Here is a 17,468-nt window from a genome sequence, read left to right as displayed (position 1 = left end):
ACGCGAAGGGCGCTGGCGACGTATTTCTGAATTTGTAGCCTGTAGCCCTGGAGGGCAGGCATAAAAAAGCCCCGCCATCAAAGCGTGGCAGGGCTTGTTGAAGGCTCTGGATCAGCTGTCTCAGGCCTTGCTCTCAAAGACTACGTAAATTTTCCGACAGGGCTCCAGCACTTCCCATGTCCCTTTGAATCCCGCGGGGATGACAAAGCGATCGCCGGCGCGCAGGGTCTTGGCGTTACCTTCATGGTCACGCAAAACGGAAACGCCCTGCACGATCTCGCAGTATTCGTGCTCGGTGTAATTGACGGTCCACTGGCCCACAGCTCCTTCCCACACCCCGGCGTTCATTTGCCCACAGGGGCTGTCGTAGTGGTTGTGGATAACTTGCTCAGGGTTGCCTTTAAGCACCTTTTCCGGGGCCGGGCTAAAACGTTCAGCCTGGGTATTGGCAGTGCTGAAGTCGACTACGCTTGCGATGCTCATCTTTGTTATCCCCCCGAAATTGCGGCATGTGTGGTCAGCAAAATTAAAGTCTATGTTTATTAAAACGAACAAGCCATGGTGTTTACGCCACCTGTGTCAAATATATTGAAAGTTCCAGGGCCACTGGTTTAGGGTGGCGCTTCCATTTCAACAAGAGGAGGACACTCGAATGACCACCCTGACGCGTGCTGACTGGGAACAGCGGGCCCAACAGCTGAAAATCGAAGGTCGCGCCTTCATCAACGGTGAATACACCGATGCGGTCTCCAATGAAACGTTCGAGTGTCTGAGCCCGGTCGATGGCCGTTTGCTGGGTAAGGTTGCCAGCTGCGACAGCGCTGACGCCCAGCGCGGCGTGGAAGTGGCCCGCAAGACGTTCGAGTCCGGCGTCTGGTCCCGCCTGGCTCCGGCCAAGCGCAAAGCCGCAATGATCCGCTTTGCCGGCCTGCTCAAGCAAAACGCCGAAGAACTGGCCCTGCTTGAAACCCTGGACATGGGCAAGCCGATCAGTGACTCCCTGCACATCGATGTGCCCGGTGCTGCCGGCGCGCTGAGCTGGAGCGGCGAGGCCATCGACAAGATCTACGACGAAGTCGCCGCCACCCCGCACGACCAACTGGGCTTGGTAACCCGCGAGCCGGTGGGCGTTGTCGCTGCCATTGTGCCGTGGAACTTCCCGCTGATGATGGCATGCTGGAAACTGGGCCCAGCCCTGTCGACCGGTAACTCGGTCATCCTCAAGCCGTCCGAAAAGTCCCCTCTGACGGCTATCCGTATCGCTGCGCTGGCCGTTGAAGCCGGCATTCCAGCGGGCGTCTTCAACGTGCTGCCAGGCTACGGCCACACGGTCGGCAAGGCGCTGGCCCTGCATATGGACGTCGATACGCTGGTGTTTACCGGTTCGACCAAAATCGCCAAGCAGCTGATGATCTACGCTGGCGAGTCCAACATGAAGCGCATCTGGCTTGAAGCCGGTGGCAAGAGCCCGAACATCGTTTTCGCTGATGCGCCGGATCTGCAAGCGGCTGCCGAAGCCGCTGCCAGCGCCATTGCCTTTAACCAGGGTGAAGTTTGCACCGCGGGTTCGCGCCTGCTGGTGGAGCGCTCGATCAAGGACAAGTTCCTGCCGCTGGTGATCGACGCCCTCAAGGGCTGGAAGCCCGGCAACCCGCTGGACCCGGAAACCACCGTGGGCGCGCTGGTGGATACCCAGCAAATGAACACCGTGCTGTCGTACATCAAGTCCGGCCATAGCGAAGGCGCAAAACTGGTAGCAGGCGGTAATCAAATTCTGCAAGAAACCGGCGGCACCTACGTTGAACCGACCATTTTCGACGGCGTCAGCAATGCGATGAAAATCGCCCAGGAAGAAATCTTCGGCCCGGTATTGTCGGTTATCACCTTCGACAGTGCCGAAGAGGCCATCAAGATTGCCAACGACACGCCATACGGCCTGGCGGCGGCCGTCTGGACGGCCGATATCTCCAAGGCTCACCTGACCGCCAAGGCCCTGCGCGCCGGTAGCGTATGGGTCAACCAATACGATGGCGGCGACATGACCGCGCCGTTTGGTGGCTTCAAGCAGTCGGGCAACGGCCGTGACAAGTCTCTGCACGCGTTTGATAAATACACCGAGCTGAAGTCCACCTGGATCAAGCTGTAATCCTCTAAACGCAACACCCTGTGGGAGCGGGCTTGCCCGCGATGACAGCACCGGGTCTGATTGACAGACCGCGGTGCCTTCATCGCGAGCAAGCCCGCTCCCACAATGGTTTTTACACCACATAATGGGAACGCAGACATGCGTCTATAGAATCGCCGTCGATCAGCGCCCTCACCCGCAGGGGGAGGGTACTGACCGAGTTGATGCTGGATTCAACTTAAAACTGTCAGGTTGCCGAAACTCTAAAATATCCCCCAATCAGCTCCCTCTCCCTCCGGGAGAGGGTTGGGGAGAGGGCAGCCGCCAATCAGAGCATTTTTTCCAGCCCCACACTTTTGCTGAACCAGGCATTGAGCCGGCGCCACCAGTTGCCCGGTTCATGATGCAAAGTGTGCAACTGGCCATTGTCTTCGGTCACCCAGACCATCTTGCCCTGCTCCAGTTTCGGCTCATAACTCAAGGCCGGGGCCATGCCCTGCAACGCCAGTTTGCGGGCCTCGGCGGCCAGCTCGGGGCTGTCCACCAGCACGCCGACTTCGGTGTTCCACAAGCCTGAACGCGGATCGAAATTGAATGAACCGATAAAGGATTTTTGCCGATCAAAGATCATCGCCTTGCTGTGCAGGCTCGAATCCGAACTCATCCCGGGCTTGAACCAGTGCGGCCCACTGCCACCGCTGCTGCCCGGCTGGCGGCGCAATTCGAAGAGTTTGACCCCATGCTCCAGCAGCGCCTTGCGATAGGGTGCATAACCGCCATGCACCACGGGCACGTCAGTAGCCTCCAGGGAGTTGGTCAATAAACGTACATCGACCCCGGCATCGGCGCGGCCCGTGAGGTACACCAGCCCGGTTTCACCCGGCACAAAGTAGGCTGAAACCAGAATCAGCTCCTGATTAACGCCTACCAGCTCCGGCGCCAGTTGTGTGGTCAGCAGTAGATGCGGGTCAGGCTCATCCCGGGCCAGCACCTTGCTCGGGGCATCCCACAGCGCCTGATTCCAGGCCCAGATCAGCTCCTTGCGCCACACGTCGAGCTGCGGGCGGGTTTCGTATGAGGCCAGCTCCTGATAGAGCGCCGGGTTGCGTTGCTGCGCACGCTTGAGCGAGGTCTCCAGTTGTTTGCGCGCCTTGCCCAGCTCCTGCTCAGAGAGTTGCGAGGAGACAAAATCACCAATCGGCTGGCTCAGGGCACTGTTCCAGTACTGATCGAAGCTGTGCCCCAACTGCTCGGCCACCGGGCCTACGCCAAGCAGGTCGATATCGGTAAAATTCAGCTCCGGCTTGGCATCGAAGTACTCATCGCCCAGATTGCGCCCGCCCACGATCGCCGCACTGTTATCGGCCAGCCAGAGTTTGTTGTGCATGCGCCGGTGCTGGCGCGAGAGGTTGAACAGCCTTCCCATCGCCCGGGTTACACCCGTTCCACGGCCCAGTTGCAGGGGGTTGAACAGGCGAATCTGGATATTGGGATGAGCGGCGAGGGTGGCCAGGATATCGTCCAGGCCATCACTGGCGGTGTCATCGAGCAGGATGCGCACACGCACGCCGCGATCTGCGGCCTTGAGCAATTCGTCAATCAGCATGCGCGTACTCAAGCCGTCGTGGACGATGTAGTACTGCAGGTCGAGGCTGGTTTGCGCGTTGCGAATCAACTCGGCCCGGGCCCTGAAGGCTTCGCCGCTGTTGGGCAGCAGCCTGAACCCCGAGCGACCTTGATACGGCGCGGCCTGGGCCTGGATCGAGCGGCCAAAGGCCGAGTCTGCGGCGGGTAACGCCTGGGTGGGTTCACGGGGTACGTCCAACGTGGCACAGCCTCCCAGCAAGACGACTAAAAACAATGCGCAAAGTGATTTCAACGGGTAAAGCCTCGGGCCAGACGTCACTGGAGTTAAACGGTATCTGCCAGCAGTTTACTGGCTGCCATACCCACTTTGCGCACCGCTTCTTCGATCTGCGGCGTAGGCTTTGCAGCGTAGTTCATGCGCAAGCAATTACGGTACTTGCCCGAAGCCGAAAAAATACTGCCCACCGCGATCTGCACGCCCTGGTCCAGCAACATGCGGTTGAGGCGCAGGCTGTCGAAGCCGTCAGGCAGCTCAAGCCACAGCATAAAGCTGCCCTGGGGCCTGCTGGCACGGGTGCCGGGCGGAAAGTAGCGGCTGATCCAGCCCAGCATCAGGTCGCGATTGCGCTGGTATTGGCTGCGCATTTTGCGCAGGTGCGGCTCGAAATGACCGTTTTTCAGGAAGTCGGCAACCGCCAGTTGCGGCTGCGGTGCGCAAGAGCCGGTGCTGATGTATTTCATGTGCAGCACCCGCTCCAGATAACGCCCCGGCGCCACCCAGCCAACGCGCAAGCCGGGGGCCAGGGTTTTGGAGAATGAACTGCACAGCAGGACACGACCGTCATCGTCGAAGGACTTGATGGTTCGCGGGCGAGGGTAGGTGTAGGCCAGTTCGCCGTACACATCGTCTTCAATGATCGCCACATCAAAACGTTGGGCCAGGGTCACCAGCGCCCGCTTGCGGGCTTCGGGCATGATGTAGCCCAGTGGGTTGTTGCAACTGGGGGTGAGCTGGATAGCCTTGATCGGCCACTGTTCCAGGGCCAGTTCCAGGGCTTCGAGGCTGATGCCGGTCAGCGGATCGGTAGGGATCTCCAGGGCCTTCATCCCCAGGCCCTTGAGGGTTTGCATGGCGCCATGAAAGCTTGGCGAGTCGACCGCGACGATATCCCCCGGTTCGCACACGGCTCGAATACTGCACGACAAGGCCTCATGGCAGCCCGTGGTGATTACCAGATCTTCTGCGCCCAACTGGCAGCCTGAATCGAGCAACAACCGCGCCACCTGCTCGCGCAGGCCGAGTACCCCGTAGACGTTGTCGTAATACAGACCGGGCAAGTCCAGGCGCCGGCTGATTTGCGCCAGGCTGCGCAACAGCGGCTTGATGGTTGGCGTGGTGACGTCCGGCATGCCGCGCCCCAACTGGATCACGTCCTTTTGCGGCACTGAGCGAACCAGTTCCAGCACTTGCTCCCACTGTGAAATTTCCACGGGTCGCTGGGCAGGTTTACCCATGCCCGGCAGGGCGGGCAGCTCACGCTCCATCGGCACGAAGTACCCGGACTTGGGCCGCGGCGACGCCAGGCCATTGTCCTCCAGCAAGCGATACGCCTGCTGCACCGTACTCAGGCTCACACCATGCTCGGCGCTTAGCGCCCGCACCGACGGCAAACGGTCGCCAGGGCGATAAAAGCCCTGCTCGATGCGCGTACCGAGCAGGTCGGCGAGGTTGACATAAAGGGTCATGGCAGAACTCCCGAAGGGTGGACCAGTACAGATGGGGCGTAAACCAAGGATTCAGCGCCTGAAATGGCAGATCTGTATGTATTTAAAAAGACTTTGCTGAATCTGTCATGGTTTCCAGCGCACGGCCATCATGCTGACTCATGGCAATCGAGTCAAAAGGAGCTGTCTGATGAATGGTTTGAGCGATGTGCGCCTGACGCTGCACAGCCAACAATTACTGGCTGAGCATGAAGCCCGTCAAGTCACCAGCACCCCGGCCGGTCTTGGGGTGTGGGGGCTGTTCTGCCACCGTGCTCGCAGCCGCCGGATGCTGCTGAACCTGGACGAACAGCAGCTGCGCGATGTGGGGTTGACCCGCGAAATGGCCCGGCAGGAAGGCTGCAAGCCATTTTGGCGTTCGTAACCAAACCTGCGGCAGCGGCTACAGGTTTGAATCAGCGCAGCTCTTTTAACCGGTGCCATAGCATCCCCAGCGCCAGCAATGGCGAACGCAGGTATTTGCCACCCGGGAAGGTGATATGCGGGACCTTGGCAAACAGATCAAAACCGTCACTGTGCTGGCCACTGATAGCTTCGGCCAGCAACTTGCCCGCCAGGTGGGTTGCGTTAACCCCGTGCCCTGAATACGCCTGGGCGTAATACACATTGGGATGCTCTTGCAGGCGGCCGATCTGCGGCAGGCGGTTGGCACCAATGCCGATCATGCCGCCCCACTGGTAGTCGATTTTCACGTCTTTAAGATGCGGGAACACCTCGAGCATTTTAGGACGCATGTACGCGGCAATATCCTGCGGATCCCGCCCAGAATAATGACAGGCCCCACCGAATAACAGACGCCGATCTGCCGAAAGACGGTAGTAGTCCAGCGCCACGCGCTGGTCGCACACGGCCATGTTCTGTGGCAGCAAGGCGTGAGCCCGGGCTTCGCTCAACGGCTCGGTGGCAATGATGTAGCTGCCCGCAGGCAGCACTTTGCCGCTTAGTTGCGGGTTGAGGTCCTTGAGATAGGCGTTGCAGCCCAGTACCAGACTTTTGGCCCGCACTGAGCCCTGGGCCGTGTGCACCCGTACTTCAGGGCCATAATCGATGCGGGTTACTGCGGAGTTTTCAAACAGCTTTACACCCAGTTGCGCAGCGGCCGCTGCTTCGCCCAGCGCCAGATTCAGCGGGTGCAAATGACCCGAGCCCATATCGACAAAGCCGCCGACATACCGGTCCGAACCCACCACGCTGTGCACTTCGTTGGCCTGCAACAGACGGGTTTCATGGCGATAACCCAGATCGCGCAGCTCCTGGGCCTCTTCAGCAAAACCTTCAAGGTCACGGGGTTTGTTGGCCAGGTCGCAATAGCCCCAGGTCAGGTCACAGGCAATATTGAAACGCTCGACGCGCTGGCGCACGATTTCCACCGCCTCCAGCCCCATCAGCTTCATTTGCCGCACACCGTCCTTGCCGATGACGCCTTCAAACTGCTCAACACCATGGCCGACCCCGCGAATCAGTTGCCCGCCATTGCGCCCGCTGGCGCCCCAACCGATCTTGTGCGCTTCCAGCAAGACCACGCTCATGCCGCGCTCGGCCAGCTCCAGCGCCGTATTCAGGCCGGAAAAGCCACCGCCCACCACACACACATCCGCTACCAGCTCGCCCTGCAAAACCGGATGATCGGGTTGTGGCAGGCTGCTGGCGGCGTAATAAGAAGCGGTGTGCTGGCTGCGCTGAACAGGGGCGTTCATGTGCGTAATCCTGATTATTGATGTTTGGAAAATTTGACGGAGCATAAGCCGTGCCATTCCCGTGGGGCAAGAACAGCCGAATGGCCCTGTCTAGGGCAGGGGTTTTCAGGCAGACTCTGCGGCCTTTTCTCAATCGGTACGTTCTGGATGAGCTGTAACAGTCACAAGATCCGCTTTCTCAGGCAGCAAATCCCCTCGTTCGAATGCGTGCCGGGTTGCCATGACTGCTGCGGGCCTGTGACCACTTCATCCGAAGAAATGGCCCGCTTGCCGCGCAAGACGGCTGCCGAACAAGAAGCAGCAATAGATGAGCTGAACTGTGTGCATCTGGGGCCCAATGGCTGCACGGTGTATGAAGAGCGGCCATTGATCTGTCGGTTGTTTGGCACTACCCCCACCTTGCCGTGCCCCAACGGCCGACGCCCGGTAGAGATGATTCACCCCAGCGCAGAGAAGCTGGTGCATGAATACATCGCCAGTACGCGGCAGGTGCTGGTCTAGATCAAGAGCCCCCTCACCCTGACCCTCTCCCGGAGGGAGAGGGGACTAAAGGCAAAAGCCGGTCTGCGCAGCCCCTCTAAGGGAAAGCCGTCAATCTGCAATCGGCAGATTCAGGCTCTCTTTGACTTCTTCCATCACGATATAGCTTTTGGACTCACGCACGTGGGGCAGCTTGAGCAAGATGTCACCCAGCAGCTTGCGGTAAGAAGCCATCTCGCTGATCCGCGCCTTCACCAGATAGTCGAAGTCCCCCGACACCAGATGACACTCCAGCACATGGGGCAACTTCAACACGGCGCGTCGGAATTCATCAAAGGTATCGCCTGATTTGTAGTCCAGGCTGATTTCCACAAATACCAGCAGGCTGCCCTGTAAATGTTGCGGGTTCAGCCGGGCGTTGTAGCCCATGATGATCCCTTCACGTTCCAGCCTGCGCACTCGTTCTGTACAGGGAGTGGTCGACAACCCAACCTTCTCTCCCAGCTCGGTAAACGAGATGCGGCCATCGACCTGGAGGATGCGCAAAATGTTGCGATCTATCTTGTCCAATTCACGCTTTGTTTGATGATTTGTACGCATAGGAGATTCTCCTCCGTGAAAAGGGTTATGCCCGAGAATTGTCGCCAAATATAGCTTCTTATACAGTGAATACCACTGCTCAATGCTTCATATACTGCGCTCATCTTTGCATCGAACAATAAACGTCTGCGGCTGGCCGCGATGAGGGAATGAATATGCGAGTTATGGTATTGGGTGGCGGCGTTATTGGTACTGCCAGCGCCTATTATCTGGCCCGAGCCGGTTTTGATGTGGTTGTCGTGGACCGTCAGCCAGCCGTTGCAATGGAAACCAGCTTTGCCAACGCGGGCCAGGTGTCCCCGGGCTACGCTTCGCCGTGGGCCGCACCGGGCGTGCCGCTCAAGGCGATCAAGTGGTTGCTCGAACGCCACGCACCTCTGGCAATCAAGGCCACGACCAGCGTTGATCAGTACCTGTGGATGGCACAGATGCTGCGCAACTGCACCGCCAGCCGCTATGCCGTGAACAAGGAGCGCATGGTTCGCCTGTCCGAGTACAGCCGTGACTGCCTCGACGAACTGCGCGCCGAAACGGGTATTGCCTACGAAGCCCGTAACCTCGGCACCACACAACTGTTCCGCACTCAGGCCCAGCTCGATGGCGCCGCCAAGGACATCGCGGTCCTGAAAGAATCCGGTGTACCGTTCGAACTGCTCGACCGTGCCGGTATTGCCCGGGTTGAGCCCGCACTGGCCAGCGTGACCGACATTTTGGCCGGCGCCCTGCGCCTGCCCAATGACCAGACTGGCGACTGTCAGATGTTTACCACCCGCTTGGCTGAAATGGCCAAAAACCTGGGTGTTGAGTTCCGCTTCGGCCAGGATATCCAGCGTCTGGACTACGCAGGTGATCGCATCAATGGCGTGATGATCGACGGCAAACTCGAAACCGCCGACCGTTACGTTCTGGCACTGGGCAGCTACTCGCCGCAAATGCTCAAGCCACTGGGCATCAAGGCGCCGGTTTACCCGCTCAAGGGCTACTCGCTGACCATTCCGATTACCAATTCGGACATGGCACCGACCTCGACCATTCTCGATGAGACCTACAAGGTCGCGATCACCCGTTTCGACAACCGCATTCGCGTTGGCGGCATGGCTGAAATCGCCGGTTTTGACCTGTCGCTAAACCCGCGCCGACGCGAAACCCTGGAGATGATCGTCAACGACCTTTATCCTCAGGGCGGTGATCTGAGCCAGGCCAGTTTCTGGACCGGACTGCGCCCGACCACCCCGGACGGCACGCCGATTGTGGGCGCAACCCCGTTCAAAAACCTGTTCCTGAACACCGGGCATGGCACACTGGGTTGGACCATGGCCTGCGGTTCCGGTCGTTTCCTCGCGGACGTAATGGCCAAAAAGACCCCGCAAATCAGCGCCGAAGGCCTTGATATTTCCCGCTACGGCAACCACCAGGAGACTGCAAAACATGGCAATCCAGCGCCAGCTCACCAATGAACGCATGAGCCAGATCGTTACCCATAACGGCACTGTCTACCTGTCCGGGCAAGTCGGCGACGACATGAACGCCGGGGTCGAGCAACAGACCCGTGAAACACTGGCCAATATCGAGCATTTGCTGGACCTGGCGGGCTCCGATAAAAGCCGTATCCTGTCGGTCACTATCTACCTCAAAGACATCGATGCCGACTTTACCGGCATGAACAGCGTCTGGGACCAATGGCTGCCCAAGGGTGTAGCGCCGGCCCGCGCAACTGTCGAGGCCAAGCTGTGCGAGCCCGAAATCCTGGTTGAACTGTCTGTTGTGGCAGCATTGCCGTAAGTTTTTTGATCACGTAACAGTCCCTCTTGCGGTGCAGCACGCAGTTCACGCTGCGGGTGTGCACCGTTTTTTATTCTTTTGCCGTTAGAAGCCCGCCGCCATGCGCCCAGCCCGTGCCCTGATCGACCTCCAAGCCCTGCGTCACAATTACCAACTGGCCCGTGAAGTCACGGGGGCCAAGGCCCTTGCTGTGATCAAGGCCGATGCCTACGGCCACGGTGCCGTGCGCTGCGCCCAGGCTCTTGAGGCCGAGGCTGACGGTTTTGCCGTGGCCTGTATTGAAGAAGCACTGGAACTGCGCGCCGCCGGTATTCGCGCGCCAATCCTGCTGCTGGAAGGTTTTTTTGAAGCGGATGAACTACCACTGATCGTCGAACATGACTTCTGGTGTGTGGTGCATTCGCTGTGGCAGCTTGATGCCATCGAGCAGGCCCGGCTCGCCAAACCCATCAATGTGTGGCTGAAACTGGACAGTGGCATGCACCGCGTTGGCTTGCACCCCAACGATTACAAGGCCGCTTACCAGCGTCTGCAGGCCAGTGCCAATGTGGCGAAAATCGTGCTGATGAGCCATTTTGCCCGCGCCGATGAGCTCGATTGCACTCGAAGCGTAGAGCAGGTTGCTGTGTTCCTCGGCGCTCGCGCCGATTTGACGGCAGAAATCAGCTTGCGCAACTCGCCGGCCGTACTCGGCTGGCCACGCGTGCCAAGTGACTGGGTACGCCCGGGCTTGATGTTGTATGGCAGCTCGCCATTTGACGAGCCACAGGCCACGGCCTCTCGCTTGCAACCGGTGATGACCCTGGAGTCCAAAGTGATCTGCGTACGCGAACTGCCCGCCGGTGAGCCAGTGGGCTACGGTGCCAGGTTCATCACCCCAAAACCCATGCGAATCGGCGTGGTGGCCATGGGTTATGCCGACGGCTACCCGCGCCAGGCACCCACCGGTACCCCCGTATTTGTGGACGGTGTGCGCAGCCAGTTGCTGGGTCGTGTATCGATGGACATGCTGTGCATCGACCTCACCGATGTGCCGCAAGCGGGCCTGGGTTCGACGGTCGAGTTGTGGGGTAAAAACATTCTCGCCAGCGAAGTGGCCACTGCAGCAGATACCATTCCTTACCAGATTTTCTGCAACCCCAAACGCGTTCCACGGCTCTATTCCGGTAACTGATGGGTTGTATCCAATATGCAGGGGCGAATGGGCGTCCGGGTTTGAAGTCGAAGTGTTGTAAATACTGAACGCTATCGCCATGATGGCGGCTTCTCGACCCGAATCTGACCCCCAGGAGGCTCCCGCATTGGACGTCGGTGAACGACTGCAATCCATCCGCAAACTCAAAGGCCTGTCGCAGCGTGAACTCGCCAAGCGCGCGGGCGTCACCAACAGCACCATTTCGATGATCGAAAAGAACAGCGTGAGCCCGTCCATAAGCTCCCTGCGAAAAGTGCTGAGTGGCATCCCCATGTCCATGGTCGAGTTTTTTTCCGAAGAAATCCTTCAAGAAAACCCAACTCAAATTGTCTACAAAGCCAATGAGCTGATCGACATTTCCGACGGTGCGGTGACCATGAAACTGGTGGGCAAGGCACATCCGAGCCGGGCCATTGCCTTTCTCAACGAGATTTATCCACCGGGCGCCGATACCGGGGACGAAATGCTGACCCATGAAGGCGAAGAAACCGGGATTTTGGTGGAAGGTCGCCTAGAGTTAACCGTGGGTCTTGAGACCTTCGTGCTGGAAGCCGGTGACAGCTATTATTTCGAAAGCTCCAAACCACACCGCTTTCGTAATCCGTTCGACGTCGCGGCGCGACTAATCAGCGCAGCCACCCCGGCGAATTTCTAAGAACAGAGGCGCCCTGTCTGCTTGCAGAGGCACCCGTAGATGCATTTCGCCAGCTCTATTCCCCCTTTGTCTTTAGGGTTGTTTCAGAGAGGCGGGCTAACCGTTATACTTTCGCCGCCCGCGAAACCGTGGTTGTGGGCGTGAATAGCCACCATTGAGGGTGAACGCGTGAACCTAATTATGAAAATGCTGGCCGTACCAGCAGCAGTAGTGGCCCTATGGGCAGTCAACGCTCAGGCAGCAACGAACGATGACATCGCAAAACGTCTTGAGCCAGTGGGTAAGGTCTGTGTTCAAGGGCAAGAATGCAAAGGGATGGACGTAGCAGCCTCGGTGGGCGGCGGCGGTGGCATGACCCCCGACGACATTATTGCCAAGCATTGCAGTGCATGCCACGGCACCGGCCTGTTGGGCGCACCGAAAATCGGTGACACCGCGGCCTGGAAAGAGCGCGCCGATCATCAGGGCGGCCTTGATGGCATCCTGGCCAAAGCCATCACCGGTATCAACGCCATGCCGCCAAAAGGCACTTGCATGACCTGTACCGATGAAGAGCTAAAAGGCGCCATCGAGAAAATGTCCGGTTTGAAATAACCCGACCTTCTCTGAAAAAGCCGCTGATGGGCGGCTTTTTTGTGCCCGAAATTTGAGCTCGTCCGCGTCCTCTGCGCTATCACGTCTATATTCAAGACTGGATAAGGAGGATCAGATGGTGCAGTCCTGTTCGATCGAACGCGCAGTCGATGATGTGCTGGCGCGATTACCGATGCATATTCACCTTGGCCTGCCGCTGGGCTTGGGCAAGGCCAACCGCTTCGTCAATGCGCTGTATCAGCGGATCAGGCAGCTGCCCGAACGCCAACTGACGATCTATACCGCTTTGAGTCTGGGCCGCCCCCCACTTGGGGACGGACTGCAACGGTTGTTTCTGGAGCCTTTTGTCGAGCGGGTATTTGGCGATTACATTGAGCTGGATTACCTGGCCGACCTGCTTCACAACAGCATGCCCACCAACATCCACGTCGAGCAGTTCTTTTTGCAGCCGGGCAGTTTGCTCAACAGCCCGCCTGCTCAGCAGGATTACGTCAGCAGCAATTACAGTCACGCGGCCCGCGACATCAATGCCAGCGGCCTGAACCTGGTGGCCCAACTGGTTGCTCGACACCCCGAGGATGCCGCGCGTCTGAGCTTGAGCTGCAACCCGGATATTACCCTCGATTTGTTGCCCATGATTGCCAAGCGGCGTGCGGCGGGCGAGACCATTCTGATACTGGGCCAGGTACATGGTGACCTGCCTTATATGCCCGGCGACTCGGAGCTGAGTATCGACGATTTTGATCTGTTGATTGACGAAGATGAGCACACTACGTTGTTTTCAACGCCCAGCATGCCGGTCAATCTGCAAGACCATATGATCGGCCTGCATGCCAGCACCCTGATACGCGACGGCGGCACCCTGCAGATCGGCATTGGCTCGATGGGTGATGCCCTGAGTGCAGCCCTGCTCGCACGCCAGGGTGACAACGAGGGCTACCGCGACCTGCTCGACGCTATCGATATCACCCCGTGGCGCAAGCTGATCGAGCAACAAGGTGGCGTCGAGCCATTTGCCCGGGGCCTGTATGGTTGCAGCGAGATGTTTGTCCACGGCCTGATGGTGCTGGCCGATGCCGGGATTGTGCGACGCAAGGTCTACCCCGATGCCGACAGGCAAGCCCAGGCCAATGCGGGCACCCTGGATGAAAGCTTGCAGGGTGACGGGGTCAGCATCCACGGCGGTTTTATCCTAGGCCCCCGCGATTTTTACCAGCGGCTAAGGGAGTTGCCCCACAGCAAGCGCCTTGAATTCAATATGACCGCCATCAGCTATATCAACGAATTATACGGCCAGGAAGAGTTGAAACGCCTGCAACGGCGTGATGCGCGCTTCGTCAACAGCGCATTCACCGTGACCTTGCTCGGTGCCGCCGTGGCTGATCAGCTCGAAGACGGCCGGGTGCTGAGCGGGGTCGGCGGGCAATACAACTTTGTTGCCCAGGGCCATGCCCTGCATGACGCACGCTCGGTAATCATGTTGCGCAGCTGGCGAGAGTCGGGCGGTGATGTAAGTTCCAATATTGTCTGGGAATACGGTCACTGCACCATCCCGCGGCATTTGCGCGACATTGTGGTCACCGAATACGGGATTGCTGATTTGCGCGGCAAAACCGACAGCAAAGTCATCGAGGCGCTGCTCAACATCACCGACTCGCGCTTCCAGACCGAACTGACCACCCAGGCACAACTGATGGGCAAGCTGCCCAAGGACTTTCGCCTTGATCCACGTTTTGCCGACAACAGCCCGCAGCGTTTGCAGGAGATCGCCGATCGGCACCCGCATTTGTTCCCGGAATACCCGCTGGGCAGTGATTTCAGCGCGCAGGAGCAAGACCTGCTGCGAGCGTTGAACTGGCTTAAAAGCAAATTCAAGCTCACGCAGATGTACCAACTGGGCAAGGCTACGCTGGACGCGCCTTCGCCCCAGGCATTACCCGAACACCTGGAGCGCATGCAGCTCGCACAACCCGACGGGTTGCGCGATGAGCTGTACCAGCGTTTGCTGCTGGCAGGGCTGCAGGCAACCGCGAAAAGCAATTGACGCGCCTTTCGTAGCAGCTGCCGCCAGGCTGCGTTCGGCGGCTCAGCCTTCGTGCCTCGGCAGCTGCTACGGACTGAAAGGGTTACTCGATAAAGGTCACTTTACCGCCCGCCAGGGATTTGACCCGGGCCAGGGATTCAACGCGGTAGCCCTGTGCATCCAGCTCGGCACGGCCGCCCTGGAACGACTTCTCGATCACGATGCCCAGACCGGCCACGGTGGCGCCAGCTTGCTTGATGATCGAAATCAGCGCTTGCGAGGCCTTGCCATTGGCCAGGAAGTCGTCGATCACCAGCACACGGTCGCTGCTTTGCAGGTGGCGCGGGGAAATCGCAACGGTGCTTTCAGTCTGCTTGGTGAACGAATACACCGTGGCCGACAGCAGGTTTTCAGTCAGGGTCAGGGACTGGTGCTTACGCGCAAAAATCACAGGTACACCCAAGTTCAAGCCAGTCATCACAGCAGGGGCGATACCCGATGCTTCGATAGTGACGATCTTGGTGATGCCCGAATCCTTGAACAAACGCGCGAACTCGTCGCCGATTTCCTTCATCAGCTGAGGATCGATCTGATGGTTCAAAAAGGCGTCGACTTTCAAAACCTGATCGGAAAGCACGATGCCTTCTTCGCGAATTTTCTTGTGCAGTGCTTCCAACGTAACGTCCTCAAATAGCGCTTTTGCGCTGAAGGTAGAGTAAAAAATAGTCGATTTTAGCGTTTTAGCATCGCGCGTATATCAGCCAGTGCTGTATTGCCGCGAACCGCTTTAACTTCGGTGGGGGTGTCATCGTTGCCTTCCCAGGCCAGATCGTCCGGGGGTAACTCATCGAGGAAACGGCTCGGCGCACAGTCAATGATCTCGCCGTACTGTTTACGCTTGGCGGCAAAGGTGAATGCCAGCGTCTCACGGGCACGGGTAATGCCCACATAGGCCAGGCGCCGTTCTTCTTCAATGGTGTCTGCTTCAATGCTGGAGCGGTGCGGGAGGATTTCTTCTTCCATGCCCATGATGAACACGTAAGGAAATTCCAGACCCTTGGAGGCGTGCAAGGTCATCATCTGCACGCCTTCGGCACCGTCTTCCTCTTCCTGCTGGCGCTCGAGCATGTCGCGCAGCACCAGTTTGCCGATGGCTTCCTCGATGGTCATGGCGCCGTCTTCGTCTTTTTCGAGGGTGTTTTTCAACGCCTCGACCAAAAACCAGACATTGGACATGCGGTAGTCCGCCGCCTTGTCGCTGGAGCTGTTGGTGCGCAGCCAGTTTTCGTAGTCGATGTCCATGATCATGCTGCGCAGCGCTGCAATCGGGTCTTCGCCCGAGCAATGCTCACGCACACGGTCCATAAAGCGCTTGAAACGTACCAGGCGGTCAGTGAAGCGTGCGTCCAGATGTTCGCCCAGGCCGATTTCATCGGTGGCGGCATACATCGAGATCTTTCGCTCGGTCGCGTAGTTACCCAGCTTTTCCAGGGTAGTCGAACCGATCTCGCGACGTGGGACGTTGATTACGCGCAGGAAGGCGTTATCGTCATCCGGGTTTACGATCAGGCGGAAGTAAGCCATCAGGTCTTTAACTTCCTGACGTCCGAAGAAGCTGTTGCCGCCCGACAAACGGTACGGGATCTGATGGTGCTGCAGCTTCAATTCGATCAGTTTGGCTTGATAGTTCCCGCGGTACAGGATCGCGAAGTCGCTGTACGGTCGATCGGTGCGCAGGTGCAGGGTGAGGATTTCGACGGCCACTCGCTCGGCTTCGGCGTCTTCGTTGCGGCAGCGGATCACCCGCACTTCGTCGCCGTGGCCCATCTCGCTCCACAACTGCTTTTCAAACTCGTGGGGGTTGTTGGCAATCAGGATATTGGCGCAGCGCAGAATACGGCTGGTGGAGCGGTAGTTTTGCTCCAGCATCACCACTTTCAAGGACGGGTAATCATCCTTGAGCAGCATCAGGTTTTCCGGGCGAGCGCCGCGCCAGGCGTAGATCGACTGGTCGTCGTCACCTACCACGGTGAACTGGTTGCGCTTGCCGATCAGGTATTTAACCAGCAGATACTGACTGGCGTTGGTGTCCTGATATTCGTCCACCAGCAGGTAACGCACCTTGTTCTGCCACTTTTCCAGAATGTCGGCATGTTCTTCGAACAGCTTGACCGGCAGCAGGATCAGGTCGTCAAAGTCCACCGCGTTGTAGGCCTTGAGCGTGCGCTGGTAGTGGGTGTAGACGATGGCTGCGGTCTGCTCCTTGGGGTTGCGCGCGTTTTCCAGAGCCTGGGGCGGCAGGATCAGGTCGTTTTTCCACGAGCCGATCATGTTCTTGATTTCGTCGACCCCGTCGTCGCCCGAATATTCCTTTTGCATGATGTCGGCCATCAGCGCCTTGACGTCAGCCTCGTCAAAGATCGAGAAGCCGGGCTTATAGCCCAGCCGCGCGTGCTCCTTGCGGATGATGTTGAGGCCCAGGTTGTGGAACGTGCACACCGTCAAGCCGCGGCCTTCACCCTTTTTAAGCAGGGTGCCGACACGCTCTTTCATCTCGCGGGCGGCTTTGTTGGTAAAGGTCATGGCGACGATGTATTGGGCACGGATGCCACAGTTCTGGATCAGGTGCGCGATTTTGCGGGTAATCACGCTGGTTTTGCCGGAGCCTGCGCCGGCGAGCACCAATAGAGGGCCGCCGACGTAGCTCACGGCTTCTTGCTGCCGGGGATTGAGTCGGGACATGACGAGATCAGGGGTCGTTTGTAAAAAGGGCGGGCATTTTAACAGGCTGAGCAAATATTGCTGCCTCTGTGCGACGGTGTGACATGCCACATCCTTTAAATTTACTGCTTTTGTTACTTTCGCACAGGATGTAAAGAGTATTTCCAGCTACCGTAGGGTTAATGCAGCAAATAAGTATTTGATAACCAGTGTCATTGCCATTG

Annotated in this window: 16 protein-coding genes; 9 read left to right on the top strand and 7 right to left on the bottom strand. The window is 58.4% G+C overall.

Features of this window, described 5'->3' with window-relative positions; all coding sequences use genetic code 11:
* Positions 1–120 precede the first annotated feature (120 nt).
* The gene (locus tag PPTH39_RS15985) at positions 121–483 is read right to left on the bottom strand and encodes a cupin domain-containing protein (protein ID WP_094999727.1); all 363 of its coding nucleotides are present in this window, start codon (positions 481–483) and stop codon (positions 121–123) included.
* A 169-nt stretch (positions 484–652) separates the two neighbouring features.
* Between PPTH39_RS15985 and PPTH39_RS15980 the strand changes: the two genes are divergently transcribed.
* Positions 653–2,146 (top strand): aldehyde dehydrogenase, encoded by a 1,494-nt coding sequence (locus tag PPTH39_RS15980; protein ID WP_130872184.1) that lies wholly within the window; start codon positions 653–655, stop codon positions 2,144–2,146.
* Positions 2,147–2,453: 307 nt separating this feature from the next.
* Here the strand turns inward: PPTH39_RS15980 and PPTH39_RS15975 are convergent, their stop codons facing one another.
* Positions 2,454–4,004 carry a phospholipase D family protein gene (locus tag PPTH39_RS15975; RefSeq protein ID WP_095017866.1) on the bottom strand — a complete coding sequence of 517 codons (1,551 nt, stop codon included), beginning with the start codon at positions 4,002–4,004 and terminating at the stop codon, positions 2,454–2,456.
* A 32-nt stretch (positions 4,005–4,036) separates the two neighbouring features.
* A complete protein-coding gene (locus PPTH39_RS15970) occupies positions 4,037–5,458 on the bottom strand; it encodes an aminotransferase-like domain-containing protein (protein ID WP_094999730.1) in 1,422 nt (473 codons plus the stop codon).
* A 169-nt stretch (positions 5,459–5,627) separates the two neighbouring features.
* On the opposite strand from PPTH39_RS15970, the gene PPTH39_RS15965 reads away from it, so the two are divergent.
* Positions 5,628–5,861, top strand: a complete 234-nt coding sequence (locus PPTH39_RS15965; protein WP_094999731.1) for a DUF1127 domain-containing protein — start codon at positions 5,628–5,630, stop codon at positions 5,859–5,861.
* A gap of 31 nt (positions 5,862–5,892) precedes the next feature.
* Here PPTH39_RS15965 and PPTH39_RS15960 read toward each other — a convergent pair whose 3' ends face one another.
* A complete protein-coding gene (locus tag PPTH39_RS15960; RefSeq protein ID WP_095020510.1) occupies positions 5,893–7,194 on the bottom strand; it encodes an NAD(P)/FAD-dependent oxidoreductase in 1,302 nt (433 codons plus the stop codon).
* A gap of 147 nt (positions 7,195–7,341) precedes the next feature.
* Here PPTH39_RS15960 and PPTH39_RS15955 point away from each other — a divergent pair, with 147 nt between their 5' ends.
* Entirely contained in the window at positions 7,342–7,695 is a 354-nt protein-coding gene (locus PPTH39_RS15955; protein WP_130872183.1) for a YkgJ family cysteine cluster protein, read from the top strand.
* Positions 7,696–7,785: 90 nt separating this feature from the next.
* On the opposite strand, the gene PPTH39_RS15950 is transcribed toward PPTH39_RS15955, so the two are convergent.
* On the bottom strand, positions 7,786–8,274 hold the full coding sequence (locus PPTH39_RS15950; RefSeq protein ID WP_016782681.1) for an Lrp/AsnC ligand binding domain-containing protein: 489 nt from the start codon (positions 8,272–8,274) through the stop codon (positions 7,786–7,788).
* Between the two features lie 155 nt (positions 8,275–8,429).
* On the opposite strand from PPTH39_RS15950, the gene dadA reads away from it, so the two are divergent.
* The 6 genes from dadA to PPTH39_RS15920 all read left to right on the top strand — a co-directional run bounded on the left by dadA (position 8,430) and on the right by PPTH39_RS15920 (position 14,544).
* On the top strand, positions 8,430–9,731 hold the full coding sequence (dadA, locus tag PPTH39_RS15945; RefSeq protein ID WP_095017863.1) for a D-amino acid dehydrogenase: 1,302 nt from the start codon (positions 8,430–8,432) through the stop codon (positions 9,729–9,731).
* On the top strand, positions 9,703–10,056 hold the full coding sequence (locus tag PPTH39_RS15940; protein WP_095038491.1) for a RidA family protein: 354 nt from the start codon (positions 9,703–9,705) through the stop codon (positions 10,054–10,056). Before dadA ends, PPTH39_RS15940 begins: the two co-directional genes overlap by 29 nt.
* Positions 10,057–10,156: 100 nt before the next feature.
* Positions 10,157–11,230 carry an alanine racemase gene (gene alr, locus PPTH39_RS15935; RefSeq protein WP_130872182.1) on the top strand — a complete coding sequence of 358 codons (1,074 nt, stop codon included), beginning with the start codon at positions 10,157–10,159 and terminating at the stop codon, positions 11,228–11,230.
* A 127-nt stretch (positions 11,231–11,357) separates the two neighbouring features.
* Positions 11,358–11,906: a cupin domain-containing protein gene (locus PPTH39_RS15930; RefSeq protein ID WP_016782677.1), complete on the top strand. Its 549-nt coding sequence runs from the start codon at positions 11,358–11,360 to the stop codon at positions 11,904–11,906.
* Between the two features lie 180 nt (positions 11,907–12,086).
* Entirely contained in the window at positions 12,087–12,500 is a 414-nt protein-coding gene (locus tag PPTH39_RS15925) for a c-type cytochrome (RefSeq protein ID WP_094999735.1), read from the top strand.
* A gap of 115 nt (positions 12,501–12,615) precedes the next feature.
* A complete protein-coding gene (locus PPTH39_RS15920) occupies positions 12,616–14,544 on the top strand; it encodes an acetyl-CoA hydrolase/transferase C-terminal domain-containing protein (protein WP_130872181.1) in 1,929 nt (642 codons plus the stop codon).
* An 82-nt stretch (positions 14,545–14,626) separates the two neighbouring features.
* Here PPTH39_RS15920 and PPTH39_RS15915 read toward each other — a convergent pair whose 3' ends face one another.
* Positions 14,627–15,199, bottom strand: a complete 573-nt coding sequence (locus PPTH39_RS15915) for a xanthine phosphoribosyltransferase (RefSeq protein ID WP_016782674.1) — start codon at positions 15,197–15,199, stop codon at positions 14,627–14,629.
* Between the two features lie 56 nt (positions 15,200–15,255).
* The gene (rep, locus tag PPTH39_RS15910; protein WP_016782673.1) at positions 15,256–17,265 is read right to left on the bottom strand and encodes a DNA helicase Rep; all 2,010 of its coding nucleotides are present in this window, start codon (positions 17,263–17,265) and stop codon (positions 15,256–15,258) included.
* Positions 17,266–17,468: the final 203 nt, after the last annotated feature.

This window comes from Pseudomonas bubulae (assembly GCF_900618535.1).
Taxonomy (GTDB): Bacteria; Pseudomonadota; Gammaproteobacteria; order Pseudomonadales; family Pseudomonadaceae; genus Aquipseudomonas; species Aquipseudomonas bubulae.
The sequence above is the reverse complement of the archived record's forward strand: the minus strand, read 5'-3'. Positions and strand labels throughout refer to the sequence as shown.

What these genes read in the sequence shown, in the direction of transcription:
- PPTH39_RS15985 (WP_094999727.1), bottom strand. Translation starts at nt 483, where the DNA reads ATGAGCATCGCAAGCGTAGTCGACTTCAGCACTGCCAATACCCAGGCT.
- PPTH39_RS15980 (WP_130872184.1), top strand. Translation starts at nt 653, where the DNA reads ATGACCACCCTGACGCGTGCTGACTGGGAACAGCGGGCCCAACAGCTG.
- PPTH39_RS15970 (WP_094999730.1), bottom strand. Translation starts at nt 5,458, where the DNA reads ATGACCCTTTATGTCAACCTCGCCGACCTGCTCGGTACGCGCATCGAG.
- PPTH39_RS15965 (WP_094999731.1), top strand. Translation starts at nt 5,628, where the DNA reads ATGAATGGTTTGAGCGATGTGCGCCTGACGCTGCACAGCCAACAATTA.
- PPTH39_RS15960 (WP_095020510.1), bottom strand. Translation starts at nt 7,194, where the DNA reads ATGAACGCCCCTGTTCAGCGCAGCCAGCACACCGCTTCTTATTACGCC.
- PPTH39_RS15955 (WP_130872183.1), top strand. Translation starts at nt 7,342, where the DNA reads ATGAGCTGTAACAGTCACAAGATCCGCTTTCTCAGGCAGCAAATCCCC.
- PPTH39_RS15950 (WP_016782681.1), bottom strand. Translation starts at nt 8,274, where the DNA reads ATGCGTACAAATCATCAAACAAAGCGTGAATTGGACAAGATAGATCGC.
- dadA (WP_095017863.1), top strand. Translation starts at nt 8,430, where the DNA reads ATGCGAGTTATGGTATTGGGTGGCGGCGTTATTGGTACTGCCAGCGCC.
- PPTH39_RS15940 (WP_095038491.1), top strand. Translation starts at nt 9,703, where the DNA reads ATGGCAATCCAGCGCCAGCTCACCAATGAACGCATGAGCCAGATCGTT.
- alr (WP_130872182.1), top strand. Translation starts at nt 10,157, where the DNA reads ATGCGCCCAGCCCGTGCCCTGATCGACCTCCAAGCCCTGCGTCACAAT.
- PPTH39_RS15925 (WP_094999735.1), top strand. Translation starts at nt 12,087, where the DNA reads ATGAAAATGCTGGCCGTACCAGCAGCAGTAGTGGCCCTATGGGCAGTC.
- PPTH39_RS15920 (WP_130872181.1), top strand. Translation starts at nt 12,616, where the DNA reads ATGGTGCAGTCCTGTTCGATCGAACGCGCAGTCGATGATGTGCTGGCG.
- rep (WP_016782673.1), bottom strand. Translation starts at nt 17,265, where the DNA reads ATGTCCCGACTCAATCCCCGGCAGCAAGAAGCCGTGAGCTACGTCGGC.